Origin of the sequence: Bradyrhizobium sp. B025 (genome assembly GCF_042257955.1) — a bacterium.
In the GTDB taxonomy this organism is placed as follows: Bacteria; Pseudomonadota; Alphaproteobacteria; order Rhizobiales; family Xanthobacteraceae; genus Bradyrhizobium; species Bradyrhizobium diazoefficiens.
In genome coordinates, this window is record NZ_CP170150.1 from 4,163,261 (window position 1) to 4,175,660 (window position 12,400).

12 protein-coding genes are annotated in these 12,400 nt (G+C 65.8%); 7 read left to right on the top strand and 5 right to left on the bottom strand.

The window, feature by feature from the left end:
• Nucleotides 1-143 precede the first annotated feature (143 nt).
• Nucleotides 144-1,151 carry a L,D-transpeptidase family protein gene (locus ACE10W_RS19170; protein WP_375762675.1) on the top strand — a complete coding sequence of 336 codons (1,008 nt, stop codon included), beginning with the start codon at nucleotides 144-146 and terminating at the stop codon, nucleotides 1,149-1,151.
• A gap of 195 nt (nucleotides 1,152-1,346) precedes the next feature.
• Here ACE10W_RS19170 and ACE10W_RS19175 read toward each other — a convergent pair whose 3' ends face one another.
• Nucleotides 1,347-2,423: a methyl-accepting chemotaxis protein gene (locus ACE10W_RS19175; RefSeq protein WP_271557404.1), complete on the bottom strand. Its 1,077-nt coding sequence runs from the start codon at nucleotides 2,421-2,423 to the stop codon at nucleotides 1,347-1,349.
• 287 nt (nucleotides 2,424-2,710) lie between these two features.
• Between ACE10W_RS19175 and recJ the strand changes: the two genes are divergently transcribed.
• From recJ to ACE10W_RS19190, 3 genes are all read left to right on the top strand, one after another.
• Nucleotides 2,711-4,552: a single-stranded-DNA-specific exonuclease RecJ gene (gene recJ / locus ACE10W_RS19180; protein WP_271557406.1), complete on the top strand. Its 1,842-nt coding sequence runs from the start codon at nucleotides 2,711-2,713 to the stop codon at nucleotides 4,550-4,552.
• Between the two features lie 31 nt (nucleotides 4,553-4,583).
• Complete coding sequence (locus tag ACE10W_RS19185; RefSeq protein ID WP_271557408.1) at nucleotides 4,584-5,393, top strand: SDR family NAD(P)-dependent oxidoreductase; 810 nt, start codon at nucleotides 4,584-4,586, stop codon at nucleotides 5,391-5,393.
• A gap of 108 nt (nucleotides 5,394-5,501) precedes the next feature.
• Nucleotides 5,502-6,299, top strand: a complete 798-nt coding sequence (locus ACE10W_RS19190) for an aldolase (RefSeq protein ID WP_271557410.1) — start codon at nucleotides 5,502-5,504, stop codon at nucleotides 6,297-6,299.
• Between the two features lie 134 nt (nucleotides 6,300-6,433).
• Here the strand turns inward: ACE10W_RS19190 and ACE10W_RS19195 are convergent, their stop codons facing one another.
• A complete protein-coding gene (locus ACE10W_RS19195; RefSeq protein WP_375762676.1) occupies nucleotides 6,434-7,657 on the bottom strand; it encodes a lytic murein transglycosylase in 1,224 nt (407 codons plus the stop codon).
• 137 nt (nucleotides 7,658-7,794) lie between these two features.
• On the opposite strand from ACE10W_RS19195, the gene ACE10W_RS19200 reads away from it, so the two are divergent.
• Nucleotides 7,795-7,971 (top strand): hypothetical protein, encoded by a 177-nt coding sequence (locus ACE10W_RS19200; RefSeq protein ID WP_166466011.1) that lies wholly within the window; start codon nucleotides 7,795-7,797, stop codon nucleotides 7,969-7,971.
• 12 nt (nucleotides 7,972-7,983) lie between these two features.
• Here ACE10W_RS19200 and ACE10W_RS19205 read toward each other — a convergent pair whose 3' ends face one another.
• Nucleotides 7,984-8,514, bottom strand: coding sequence for a MarR family winged helix-turn-helix transcriptional regulator (locus tag ACE10W_RS19205; protein ID WP_161535019.1), 531 nt, complete (start codon nucleotides 8,512-8,514; stop codon nucleotides 7,984-7,986).
• A 54-nt stretch (nucleotides 8,515-8,568) separates the two neighbouring features.
• Here ACE10W_RS19205 and ACE10W_RS19210 point away from each other — a divergent pair, with 54 nt between their 5' ends.
• Nucleotides 8,569-9,048 carry a carboxymuconolactone decarboxylase family protein gene (locus tag ACE10W_RS19210; RefSeq protein WP_028171301.1) on the top strand — a complete coding sequence of 160 codons (480 nt, stop codon included), beginning with the start codon at nucleotides 8,569-8,571 and terminating at the stop codon, nucleotides 9,046-9,048.
• 29 nt (nucleotides 9,049-9,077) lie between these two features.
• A complete protein-coding gene (locus ACE10W_RS19215; RefSeq protein WP_375762677.1) occupies nucleotides 9,078-9,581 on the top strand; it encodes a cupin domain-containing protein in 504 nt (167 codons plus the stop codon).
• Nucleotides 9,582-9,687: 106 nt separating this feature from the next.
• Here the strand turns inward: ACE10W_RS19215 and ACE10W_RS19220 are convergent, their stop codons facing one another.
• Nucleotides 9,688-10,596 carry an amino acid ABC transporter substrate-binding protein gene (locus ACE10W_RS19220; RefSeq protein WP_011087156.1) on the bottom strand — a complete coding sequence of 303 codons (909 nt, stop codon included), beginning with the start codon at nucleotides 10,594-10,596 and terminating at the stop codon, nucleotides 9,688-9,690.
• 168 nt (nucleotides 10,597-10,764) lie between these two features.
• On the bottom strand, nucleotides 10,765-12,387 hold the full coding sequence (locus ACE10W_RS19225; RefSeq protein ID WP_011087157.1) for a peptidoglycan DD-metalloendopeptidase family protein: 1,623 nt from the start codon (nucleotides 12,385-12,387) through the stop codon (nucleotides 10,765-10,767).
• Nucleotides 12,388-12,400: the final 13 nt, after the last annotated feature.

The following is a 12,400-nucleotide window of genomic DNA, read 5'->3' on the forward strand; positions in this document are numbered from 1 at the left end:
GACCACGGGCACTAGCTCGTCGGCTGCGCCAGTCGCCCTCGGGAAAAACTAGAAACTTCCGTGGTCGCTCCGAGTTGCCAATTCGGTGAATGTCTCCATCCCGGAGCTGGCACATGGGCGATCGCGGGTCGCGAAGGACGATGATGAGCGCCCGGTCGGTCGATCGCGCCCGGGTATTCTGCATCGTTCTGATCCTTGTTCTGGCGGCAGCACCCGCGTTCGCGGCCGAGATCAGCCCGGCCGTCATCGAGTCCGCCGAGCCATCGAAGAAGACTCTCTCGAACGAAAAGCCGACTCCGGCGGGCGTGCGGTTGCAAGTGCTTCTGGACAGGGCGCATTTCTCGCCCGGCGAGATCGACGGCAGGTTCGGGGAGAATGCGAAGAAGGCGCTACGCGCCTATGCGGAAGCCCGGCAGTTGCCGGGCTCGGAGGCTCCGACGGAGGAGGTTTGGAAGGCGCTGCGGGCGGACGAGCGGCCGGTCACGCTGACCTACACAATCACCGAGCGGGACGTGGCGGGTCCTTTCCTGAACAAGCTGCCGTCGAAGATGGAGGACATGAAGGACATCCCGAAGCTCGGCTTCACCAGTCCGCGCGAAGCCCTGGCCGAGAAATTTCACATGAGCGAGCAGCTCCTGGCGGCGCTCAATCCCGGGCGTCGTTTTGATCGCGCCGGCGACACCATCGTCGTGGTGGACACTGCCAGTGCGGGGGAGGGTGCGCCTGCGAAGGCAGACAGGGTCGAGGTCGACAAGGTCAGGCAGACCGTCAAACTGTTCGACAAGTCGAATGCGCTGATCGGATTTTATCCGGCGACTGTGGGAAGCGAGGACAAGCCGTCGCCCTCAGGCACGCTCAAGGTCACCGAAGTCAGCAAGAATCCGCTCTATCGCTACAATCCCGCCTATCACTTCAAGGGCGTCCGTTCGCGCAAGCCCTTTACCATCAAGCCAGGTCCGAACAATCCGGTTGGAACGGTGTGGATCAACTTGTCCGCCGAAGGCTACGGCATTCACGGCACGCCTTCGCCGGACAAGATTTCCAAAGCGGAATCTCACGGCTGCGTGCGTCTCACCAATTGGGACGCCGAACGCGTCGCTGCGAGCGTCGCGAAAGGCACGCCGGTCGCCTTTGTGGAGGGCGCCAAGTGAGGGGCGCTCACACGGCGGTCGTCGGCCCAAGGCAACGAGCGCGTTTTCGGATTTCGGAATAGTCGCATAATGCCACTGTTTTGCCCGACGCGTCAAAACAGCTTGAGCTGCAGGAAAAACACCAATGAAAACAACGCCCGGCTACTGTGTATGGGGTTGTTTTGCGATTTTTTATCGAGCGGACGGATCCTGGCCTCAGGCTCCGCAGATGATCACGCCATACCAGCCGAGGCCGCGATAGGTCTCGTAGCCGGGTGTCGCATGGAACGCGATCATCGTGCCCGAGCGGTCGTGATAGAAGCCGGAGCGCTGGCCGTTCAGCGACAGCGAGATGCGCTCGCTCAAAATGCCATGGCCGTCGGAGGCCGCGATCACGCGGAAATTGGAGTCGACCAGCAGCACGCGCGCCTTGTCGCTGTCGCCGACGCGCACGCCCTGGACGATGGCGCGGGCCTGCGGCTCCCAGTCGAAATGGATGGCGAGCACGCCGATCGGCGAGCCGTTGGCCTGGCCGCCGGCGCGGACGCTGGCGCAATAGGTCGCGACCTGCGCGTTGCCGAGCAGCGGCTGGTTCTCGACGTCGCCGGCGACATAGTCGTCGCCGGAGCGCAAGGTCCGCGCCTCGCGAAACCATTTGGTGTGGGCGATGTTCTGGCCGACGACGCGAAAGCGGTCGGCGCGGCCATTGGCGATGACGTTGCCGTCGAGGTCGCAGAGCCAGAGGTCGAGATAGACGGTGTAGGCGCCGAGGATGACGCCGAGGCGCTGCGAGGTGTAGGTGACTGCCGCCGGAGCAGGCGAGGCCGCGCAATCGACCACGGCGGAGTCGGTGGCCCACCAGCGCACGTCGCAGGTGCGCTCATAGAGGTTGCGGTCGATCAGTTCGACCGCATTGAGCGACAGGTCGACCATGCGCTCGCCGCGCGAGCGCTGGCTCATGCGGTCGATCGAGGCGACGAGATCCCCGGTGCGTTTCGTCAATTGGGTTTCGAGCTCGCGCGCGATGGTCTCGACCTGTTGGCCGACGCCGCGCACCTCCTGCGCCACCACTGCGAAGCCCGCGCCTTGCGCGCCGGCGCGCGAGCTCTCGATCAGCGCGTTCAGCGCCAGCATCTTCATCTGGTTGGTGATCTGCTGGATCGCCTTGGTCTTGTCGACCGCGATCTGGTTGACCTCCGCGGTGAGGCGGTTGATCAGCGCGGAAATGTCGGAATCATCTTCAGCGGGTTCGGCGGCAATCGGCTTGGCTTTCAGACCCAGCGCAGCAGACATCGGGGAGTTCCCTTGGCAATGAGGCCTGATCTGCAATGAACCCGGAACAATCGCTTACAGATCGAATACGATTCTTTTTCGAGGATTCCGCCTAACGCCTGCTTAATTTGCTGTTCGGTGGAATGCCCAAATGATAGTCACTCCGGCCCGTCGGCTGGCCATCCACCGCTTTGTGCAGCCCGGCCGTTGCAAATCGCCGGGGTTTCCTGGCCAATCCCCTTAAGCCAGTGACCGGGCGCCTCGCGTGTTCGCCCGAACCTCGAGTTCCCAACAGATTGCCGCTCGTCATGACGCCGCCCGCCACCGCCTTGCCCGTCGAAGCGCCCCAGGCGTTCCTGGGGGTGACGCGCTCGCTCACCGACAAGCTCTGGCGCGACCGGCTGGACGCCCGCGGGGCGGCCCAGGCGCTCGCCATTGTGCAGCGGCACCAGTTGCCGGAACTGCTGGCGCGGGTTCTGGCGGGGCGCGGGGTCGATATCGACGCGGTGCCGGACTTCCTGGACCCGACCATCCGCAAGCTCATGCCGGACCCCTTCACGGTGACGGAGATGGAGGCCGCCGCAAAGCGCATCGCCGATGCCGCGGCGAAGGGCGAGAAGGTCGCGATCTTCGGCGACTACGATGTGGATGGCGCGACGTCGGCGGCGCTGCTGGCCTGGCACCTGCGCCATTGCGGGCTCGATCCGCTGATCCACATTCCCGACCGGATCTTCGAGGGCTACGGGCCCAATACCGAAGCCGTGCGCGGGCTGGCCGCGAAGGGCGCCACGCTGCTCGTCACCGTCGATTGCGGCACCACGAGCATCGAGCCGCTGGCTGAGGCCAAGCGCCTCGGCATGTCCGTGGTCGTGATCGATCACCACCAGGCCGGGACGGAGCTGCCGCTGGTCGACGCACTGGTCAATCCGAACCGGCTCGACGATCTCTCGGGCCTTGGCCATCTCGCCGCGGTCGGTCTCGTGCTGGTGACGCTGGTCGCGGTCAATCGCGAATTGCGCCAACGCGGCTTCTGGAATGCGGAGATGCCCGAGCCCGATCTGCTCGGCATGCTGCATCACGTCGCGCTCGGCACGGTCGCCGATGTCGCGCCATTGATCGGACTCAACCGCGCCTTCGTCGCCAAGGGGCTGATCGCGATGCGGCGGCGCGATCATGTCGGCCACACCGCGCTGATGGACGTGGCGCGGCTCAACGGCCCGCCGGAGGCCTGGCATCTCGGCTTCATGCTGGGGCCGCGGGTCAATGCCGGCGGCCGGATCGGCCGCGCCGATCTCGGCGTGCGGCTCTTGCTCGAAGGCGACAGCGTCGAAGCCGCGCGGATCGCGGCTGAACTCGATCGCCTCAACACCGAACGCCGTGTCATCGAGCAGGCCGCGGAAGCGCAAGCCGAGGCCGAGGCGCTGGCCTCGATCGGACTGGAGGACAAGCTCGGCGTCATCGTCACGGCGTCCGAAGGCTGGCACCCCGGCGTGGTTGGCCTCGTCGCTTCCCGTCTGAAGGAGAAGTTTTCGCGGCCCGCCTTTGCGATTGCACTCGAGCCCGGCGGCATCGGCACCGGCTCGGGCCGCTCGATCGCCGGCGTCGACATCGGCAAGGCGGTGCGGCAGGCGGTCTCCGACGGCATCCTGCTCAAAGGCGGCGGCCATGCGATGGCCGCGGGCGTGACGCTGCGCAAGGAGAAGCTCGCCGAATTCCGCGCCTATCTTGAAAATGCGCTGGCGCGCGACGTCGCGGAGGCGCGCCACGTCAACGAGCTCTATATCGACGGCGCCGTCTCTGCGCGCGCAGTGACGACGGAGCTTGCGGCGACGCTCAACCGCGCAGGGCCCTTTGGCAGCGGCAATCCGGAAGCCGTGCTGGCGCTGCCGGCGCATCAGCTCGTCTATGCCGATGAGGTCGGCCAGGCGCATCTGCGTTTGCGCTTCAAGTCCGGCGATGGCGCCATCGTCAACGGGATCGCCTTCCGTTCGGTCGGACAAAAACTCGGCAACGCGTTGGTCGCCAATCGCGGTCAGCAATTGCATGTCGCGGGATCGTTGTCGGTCGACCGCTATCAGGGCGCCGAGCGTGTGCAGTTCCGCGTCATCGACGTCGCGCTACCGGACCAGGGGCCATCCGTGATTAAGTAGCGGCCTCAAACAACAAGAAAAGGGAGTGAACATGGCAGGGCAGGTTGAGGGCAAGGTCGCGCTGGTGACGGGCGGCGCCTCCGGCATCGGCGAGGCGATCGTCGAGCTGTTCGCGCGCGAGGGCGCCACCGTCATCGCAACCGACGTCGACGAGTTGCGCGGCCCCGAGCTCGCCAAGCGCATCACAAAGGCCGGCGGCAAGGCGATCTTCCTGGAGCAGGACGTCAGCAGCGAGGAACGCTGGATCGAGATCGTCGCCGAGATCGCCAAGCGCTACGGCCAGCTCGACATCATGGTCTCCAATGCCGGCATCGGCATTGCCGTGCCCTCGATCGTCGACATGACGCTCGGTGACTGGCGCAAGCAGAACGCGATCAACCTCGACGGCGTGTTTCTCTCGGTCAAGCATTGCCTGCCTTTGATGCGCAAGACCGGCGGCGGCTCGATCGTCATGATGTCCTCGCTCGCGGGCCTGCGTGGTGCGCCCGGGCTGTCGGCCTATTCGCTGACCAAAGGCGGCGTGCGGCTGTTTGCGAAATCGATCGCGATGGAGTGCGCGGCCGTGGGTGATGGCATTCGCGTCAATTCCGTTCATCCCGGCATCATCGACACCCCGATCTGGGGCAAGATCCCGACGGGGGCGACCGGCAACCAGGGCAATGCGCCGATCGATCCGGAAGAACGGGCCCGGGTCGTCACGCCGCTTGCCCGTGCCGGGCAGGCCGCGGAGATTGCCTCCGGCGTGCTGTATCTGGCGTCAGATGCCTCGCGTTACGTTACCGGCAGCGAGCTCGTGATCGACGGCGGTATGAACGCCGGCGGCGTGCCGCGGCGGCAATAAGCCGCCGCGCGGGCTGCGAAGGGCAGGGTGGCGCCCGCGGGGGCTGACGCGCAGGCGTCGGCCCTGTACAAGGCGGGCAGCTCTCGACCGACAAAGGTGTCCTTCGCCATGGCGCACAGCCTTCACTCCTCGTCATCCACGCCGGCGCCATTCCGCTCGAACCGGCCGGACCTCGCCACCGACGCGATCCGCACCGCGCGCGAGGATCTCGCCGCCTGCTTCCGCATGGCCGCGCGCAACGGTTTTGAGGAGGGCATCTGCAACCACTTCTCGGCCGTGGTGCCGGGCCACGACGACCTGTTCCTCGTCAACCCCTACGGCTACGCCTTCCGCGAGCTGACCGCGTCAAAGCTCTTGATATGCGACTTCCACGGCAACGTGCTCGACGGCGAGGGCGTACCCGAGGCGACGGCGTTCTACATCCACGCCGAGATGCACAAGCGCCTGCCGCGCGCCAAGGTCGCGTTCCACACCCACATGCCCTACGCCACCGCGCTGTCGATGACCGAGGGCGATCCCCTGATCTGGGCCGGCCAGACCGCGCTGAAATTCTACGGCCGCACCGCGGTCGACCGCGACTACAACGGCCTTGCGCTCGACAACCGCGAAGGCGCGCGGATCGCATCCGCCGTCGGCGATGCCGACATCGTCTTCATGAAGCATCACGGCGTGATGGTGCTGGCGCCGACCATCGCGGAAGCCTGGGACGATCTCTACTACCTCGAGCGCGCCGCCGAGGTGCAGGTGCTGGCGATGTCGACGGGGCGCAAGGTGTTGCCCGTCGATCCCGCGATTGCGGCCGAGACCTACAAGCAGATGCGCGAGGGCGATTCCGAATCCGCGCGGTTACACCTGGCTGCGATCCGTAGACAGCTTGATGCCGAGGAGCCGCAGTACAGGCACTGAGGCAGGGGGCGCGTCACCCACAGTGTCATTCCGGGGCGCGCCACTTGGCGCGAGCCCGGAATCCATTTTTCTGCGTCGCTTGCTGCACGATGGATTCCGGGTTCGCGCTTCGCGCGCCCCGGAATGACCAGCTCCTACGACCCCTGCCGCAGCCGCGCCAGCACCTTCAGCCCGCCATAGCCGTCCGCCGGCGTGATCCCCGCGCGTTGCTGGAAATCCTTGATCGCCTTCATGGTGTCGTTGCCGACGCGGCCGTCGGTGCCGCCGGTGTCGAACCCGGCCTTGGTCAGCCGCGTCTGCATCTCCTGCACTTCGGCCAGCGTCAGCGCGCGCTCGGAGCCGGGGAAGGGCTGGATGAAAGGCGGTGCGCCGAGGCAGCGGTCGCCGAGATGGCAGATCGCCAGCGCATAGTTCATCGAGGGATTGTAGCTCTTCACCGAGTAGAAATTGGGCCCCAGCAAGAAGGTCGGTCCGCCTGCGACCGGCGTCCAGATCTGTGCGGTCGCGGAGGCTTGCGGAAACGGCTGGCCGTCGGCGCGGGTGACGCCGGCGGCCTGCCATGCCGCATAGGTGCGGCCGCCGCTCATGTCGCCGGATGCGCGCACCTCGTAGCCCCAATGCTCGCCGCGGCGCCACTTGCCGCGATTGACGAGGTACTTTGCCGTCGAGCCCAGCGCGTCGTCGGGCTTGCCGAATGGCGACACCTTGCCGTCGCCGTCATAGTCGATGCCGACATTGAGCCAGACTTCGGGCATCCATTGCGAATGCCCCATCGCATCGGCCCAGGAGCCCTTCATCTCCTCCGGCGTGCTCCAGCCCTTGTCGACGATGCGCAGCGCGTTGATCAGCTCGGTCTCCCAATAGGCCTTGCGGCGCGGCTCGTTCCAGGCGAGCGCGGCGAGCGAGGGAAACACCGGCGTCATGTGGTTCTGCTGCACCAGCGGATCGCCATAAGCGGACTCGACGCCCCACAGCGCCAGCAGCGTGCCGCGCTCGACGCCGAAGTCGCGCTCGATGCGCGCGAGCAGGGCCTCGTTGTTCTTCAGCGCGATCTTGCCGTTGATGATGCGCCAGTCGGAGACGCGGCGGTTGATGTATTGCCAGACCTGCTCGTGGAATTCGGGCTGGTTGCGCATCTGCTTGAACACGCTCATGTCGGGCTCGACCCGCGCCATTGCTCGCTGCCAGGTCGCGGCCGAAATGCCTTTCGCCATTGCGCGTGCGCGAAAAGACTCGCGCCATTCGTCGAAGCCTGGCGGCGTGGCGAGGGCGTAGGTGGGTGACGCGGCGAAGGCTGCCGCGCCGAGCGCGGATTTCAGCAAGGTGCGGCGGGTGGGCGAGGAATCAGCTTGTTTCATGGACACATTGTAGCGGGAAACAAGGCTCCTGTGAGCCGGTTCCTGGAACGTAGGGAACAGGCGCCCCGCCGCACGTTCCCCGATTTTTCGGTCAGCCGCTTTACGGTCGGTTCGCTCTTGTCATGCAGAATGCGCGCATGCGGGAGCTGTTCGACATCATCCGTGCCAATCCCTGGCCGTTCGGCGCAGGGCTGTTCGTCGTGATCCTGATGATCATTGCGGAAAACTTTGGCCGAGGCATTCAGGGCGATGGCGCCGTCGGCGACTTGTCGGATGCCGATGGCGGCGACGGAGGCTTCGGCGACCAGGGCTAGTCCCGGCGCGGTCTAGTCGTCCTGCAAATCGGCCGCGATTCCGGCGAGCCAGCGCCGGACCGTTGTTTCCGCCTTGCTATCCAGATTCCGGGCGATGCGCTTCTCCAGCGCGATTACCCGATCCCGGCAAGCCTTGAGCAGCGTCGCGCCGCGCGGCGTCAGCGTCCATTGCTGGATGCGGCCGTGGACGGGATGAGGCGTCATCGCAATCGCGCCGTCGCGTTCGAGGTTGCGGATGATGACGCCGACCGTCTGCGGCGTCAGGAAGGTGAGGCGGGCGACGTCGGCGCCCGACAGGCCTGGATAGGCGTTCAGCATTGTCAGCACGGCAAATTGCGGCGAGGTCACGCCGAGATCGGCGAGCGTCCGTTCCATCGTCAGGCGGACCGCGGCATGGGCCTGGCGCAGCAGATAGCCGAGATAGCCTTGCTCGCCGCGTTTGCCTTCCCCCGGGGCGGGCACGCGGACCGCACTCCCGTCGGAAGCGGCGGAGGCCTTCCGCGGGCTTTTCGATCTTGTGAAGTCAGCGGCCTTGCGCGGCATATAAGAGCTCTTATACAGTATAAGTACTCTTACAATAACATGAGGTGCACGGCAATGTCACACGCCCGCAGCGAATATGAGGATTTCAAGCGGATCGCGCCCGATGCGTATGATCTGGTGCTGGCGCTGGGCCAGGCTGCGGCCAAGGCCGGCCTCGACAAGCAGCTTCTCGAGCTGGTCAAGTTGCGCGCCTCGCAGATCAACGGCTGCGCCTTCTGCGTGCAGCATCATATCCTGCTCTCGGAGCGCATCGGCGTGCCCGTGGACAAGCTCAATCTGGTCGCGGTCTGGCGCGAGGCACCGATCTACTCGGCGCGCGAGCGTGCGGCATTGGCCTGGACCGAAGCCCTGACCTTCCTGCCCGACGGCGTCAGCGACGAGGTCTACGCGGAAGTGACCAGCGAATTCTCCGAGTCCGAGCTGATGTACCTGACCTCGGCGGTCGCCTCGATCAACGTCTGGAACCGGTTTGGCGCGGCCTATCGCTGGACGCCGGCGAAGCGGCCGGTCGCAACGAATGCCGCCGCATCCTGATTGCCATCAGGGAAAAAGGGGAGGTTGTCATGACAGCAATGAGTCTGGCCACCACGCAACGCCCGGTGCCGTCGCGTTCAATGGCGCTGGCCGTTGTCGGCGGGCTCGCCTGCGCACTCGCGATCGGCAAGGCGCTGCCGCTGACGATGGAGACCGTATCCGGCGCGCTCGCGCCGCTCTGCGCGACAGCCGCGGAGAGTTCGCCGCTCGACAAGGTCGAGCCGATCGGCTCCTATGCATTGCCGAATGTGCCGGGCAAGCGCGTGACCATCGTGCGCGTTTTCTACGGCCCCGGCGGATTTACGCGGCCGCATCGCCACGCGGGCTCGGTGACCGCCTACGTCACCAAGGGCGAGATCCGCTCCCAGCTCGGTGGCGGCCCGGTCGAGACGTTTGGCGTCGGCCAGTCCTTCTTCGAGCCGCCCGGCGCGACGCATCTGGTGTCGACGAATGCCAGCGCCACGCAGCCGGCGGAATTGATCGCGGTGTTCGTGGCGGACGAGGGCGCGCAGCTAACGACGTTTCTGGACTAGTTCGTAGCCCGGGCGAGCGAAGCGACACCCGGGAACAGTTGTCGTGAACATCCCGGATGTCGCTTCGCGCATCCCGACTATACGATCGGCGTGCTCCGCGATCTCGTCAGCCACCATACGACGCCGGATCGGGATTGTCGGACGGGTGCTCGAACGACTTCTTCATCGACACCGGCATCGGCACGTGGAAGTTCAGGCCGCGCGGCGGCACCGGCTCCATGAACCATTTGTTGTAGATCTTCTCGATCTCCGGGCTCTTGTAGAGTTTTGCCGTGGCACGATCGACCACGGCCTTGAACTGTGCGTCGTCCTTGCGCAGCATGATGCCGTAGGGCTCCGGATCGGAGAAGGCGCCGGAGCTGATGGCGTAGAGCGACGGATCCTTCGCTGAGGCGATCATGGCCGCGAGCTGGATGTCGTCCATGACGAAGGCCTCGGCCCGGTCAGTCTCGACCATCAGGAACGCCTCGGGGACGTCCTTTGCATTCATGACGTTGATCCCGAGCGCGCGCGCGGCGTTGGCCTTGTTGAGCTGGGTGATGTTGGTGGTGCCCGCGACCGAGACGACGGCCTTGCCCTTGAGGTCATCGACCTGATCGAGCTTCGAAGCCTTCTTCGACACGAAGCGGCTCGCCGTGAGGAAATGCGTGTTGGTGAACCACACCTGCTTCTGGCGGTCGGCGTTATTGGTCGTCGAGCCGCATTCGAGGTCGATGGTGCCGTTCGCCATCAGTGGAATGCGGTTGGACGAGGTGACGAGGTTCTCGTTGACCGCGAGCTTGTCCAGCTTCAACTCGGCCTTGATCTCCTCGACGATCTTCATGCAGATGTCGATGGCGTAGCCGACGGTCTTCTGCTTCTCGTCGATATAGCTGAAGGGCACTGCACTGTCGCGCACCCCGAGCGTGATCGCGCCGGTCTCCTTGATCTTCTTCAGCGTACCGGTCAATTCCTGCGCATGAGCCGGCACGGCGAATGCGACGGCCACGATGACCGCCGTGGTCAGACAACGCATGTGCTTCCCTTTCTCCAGTTTGCTTGCCGGAAGCCAAGCAATTCTGGGGCCAGAGAAGGCCGGGTCGTTCGGGGAGGTCGGGACGCCGATCCGCTTAAGCCTCGTGCGCCGAAAGGGGCGTCATGAGATCGTCATCGAGGCGCGCCGCGCGGTGAGGCGCGAGTTGCCTCAATTCTCCTCGCTGCTCGAGCCCTCGCGCTGATCCGGCTTGATCACGTCCTCAGGCAGCGCATGTGCCACAGGCTGCGGGCCGCCCGCGATCTCCGGGCCGACCTCGCGGCCGCGGGCACGGATCAGCCGCTCATAGGCGGAGACCAGCGTGACGTAGGGGCTGACCCAGATCCAGCCGTCGCGGGTGAACACCTGGACGTCGAAATGCAGATGCATCGACGTGCCGGCGGGATGGTCGAGATAGTTCGAGACCACGCCGATCTTCTCGCCTTCGGTCACGATGCGGCCGTTGAGCACGCCGTCGGCGTTCATCACCTGCGGGTTCATGTGCATGTAGCGGAAGCGCATGTGCTCGGTGCGGCTGTTGATCTCGAGCGTCGCGGCCTGGTCCTTGGATGCGCGGATCACGATGGCGTCGCGCACGGCGACGACGGCGCGCTGCTTGGGATCGCAGGGGGCGCGACCTTCGCCGGGCGGCGGGCACTCGGCGGCGCGGATGTCCTCGCCCTGGTGGCCGTAACCGCCGCCGCATTGCCCGACTTCGAAGCTGCGGGACTCGCAGAAATTGTCGCGCCAGGGGTAGGCCGTCGGACTCTCGTTCTTGTCGCGCCTGCCGTAGGATTGCGAGCGCACGAAGGCGGGCGCCTTCTCCAGCGGGAAGCGGATCTGCGCATAGGCCATCACGTCCGGATGGCCGCTCTTGTTGCGGTAGCCGGTGTTCGGGATGATGTCGCCGCTCGGCCGGTAGCTGAAATCGGCCGAGCGCCCTGAAGGACGATCGATGATGTCGGAGGCAACGTCCATCAGCGGCCGCATGCGCTGGCCGCCGGCGACGCGCAGCGCCTTCAGGAAGCGTTCGGCAACCGGATAGGCCTCCTTGCAGGCAAGCCGCCGCGGTTTTGCGACACTGTCCAGGCACTGGATGGAGACGACATAGGCGACGCCGAACCGAGTGAAGGCGTAGCGCACATAGCCTTCGCGGATGAACCTGCGCAGGTCCGGATAATGGGCTGCAAGCGGCTTGACCGGCTCACCCTTGCCGCCGGCGGGATCGGCGATGTCATAGAGCAGCGCAGAGCCCGTGATCTGCACCTCGACGGGTCTTGCGAAGACACGCGTCGGCATGCCGTCACCGGCGCCGGGTTCGAGCGAGAAGCTCGCGCTATATCCGGCGGGGCCGGCGTCGAACATATCGACGGGGTTGAAATCAGCCTGATAGCGCGACAGCGACAGGCTCGGCGGCGCGCCGTTGCGCTGGGCCTCGCGATAGGCGCCGGCGTCGAACGGCAGCAGCACGGGCACGGAGCTGCGGGCAATGCCGGTGAAGAATTGGGAGGAGATTGCGTTGAGCTGCACCAGCGCCGGCATCGCGCGCGGATCGTAGCGCGGCACGGAACGGCGAGGCACGAAGATGAAATCGTCCGCGGCCCGGGGGTGGCTGTTGATCTCGGTGCGGAGCTGGTCGAGCGCTGCGCGCCAATCGACGCGCAGGGCCGTGAGCGAGGGGCTGCGGAATTCGTCCGCAGCGAGCGGAGTGGCGGTGAGGAGCGACAGCGACGCCAAAAGAAGCGAGACGAAGCGGAAACTCTTCCTATCCACTGTCTCGCCCCCCGGCGGCACCTGTTCCGATCCT

Bases quoted from the DNA above. Each gene is read 5' to 3' on its own strand.
- ACE10W_RS19185 (WP_271557408.1), top strand. From the start codon at position 4,584: ATGGCAGGGCAGGTTGAGGGCAAGGTCGCGCTGGTGACGGGCGGCGCC.
- ACE10W_RS19220 (WP_011087156.1), bottom strand. From the start codon at position 10,596: ATGCGTTGTCTGACCACGGCGGTCATCGTGGCCGTCGCATTCGCCGTG.
- ACE10W_RS19210 (WP_028171301.1), top strand. From the start codon at position 8,569: ATGTCACACGCCCGCAGCGAATATGAGGATTTCAAGCGGATCGCGCCC.
- ACE10W_RS19205 (WP_161535019.1), bottom strand. From the start codon at position 8,514: ATGCCGCGCAAGGCCGCTGACTTCACAAGATCGAAAAGCCCGCGGAAG.
- ACE10W_RS19215 (WP_375762677.1), top strand. From the start codon at position 9,078: ATGACAGCAATGAGTCTGGCCACCACGCAACGCCCGGTGCCGTCGCGT.
- ACE10W_RS19175 (WP_271557404.1), bottom strand. From the start codon at position 2,423: ATGTCTGCTGCGCTGGGTCTGAAAGCCAAGCCGATTGCCGCCGAACCC.
- recJ (WP_271557406.1), top strand. From the start codon at position 2,711: ATGACGCCGCCCGCCACCGCCTTGCCCGTCGAAGCGCCCCAGGCGTTC.
- ACE10W_RS19190 (WP_271557410.1), top strand. From the start codon at position 5,502: ATGGCGCACAGCCTTCACTCCTCGTCATCCACGCCGGCGCCATTCCGC.
- ACE10W_RS19195 (WP_375762676.1), bottom strand. From the start codon at position 7,657: ATGAAACAAGCTGATTCCTCGCCCACCCGCCGCACCTTGCTGAAATCC.
- ACE10W_RS19200 (WP_166466011.1), top strand. From the start codon at position 7,795: ATGCGGGAGCTGTTCGACATCATCCGTGCCAATCCCTGGCCGTTCGGC.
- ACE10W_RS19170 (WP_375762675.1), top strand. From the start codon at position 144: ATGAGCGCCCGGTCGGTCGATCGCGCCCGGGTATTCTGCATCGTTCTG.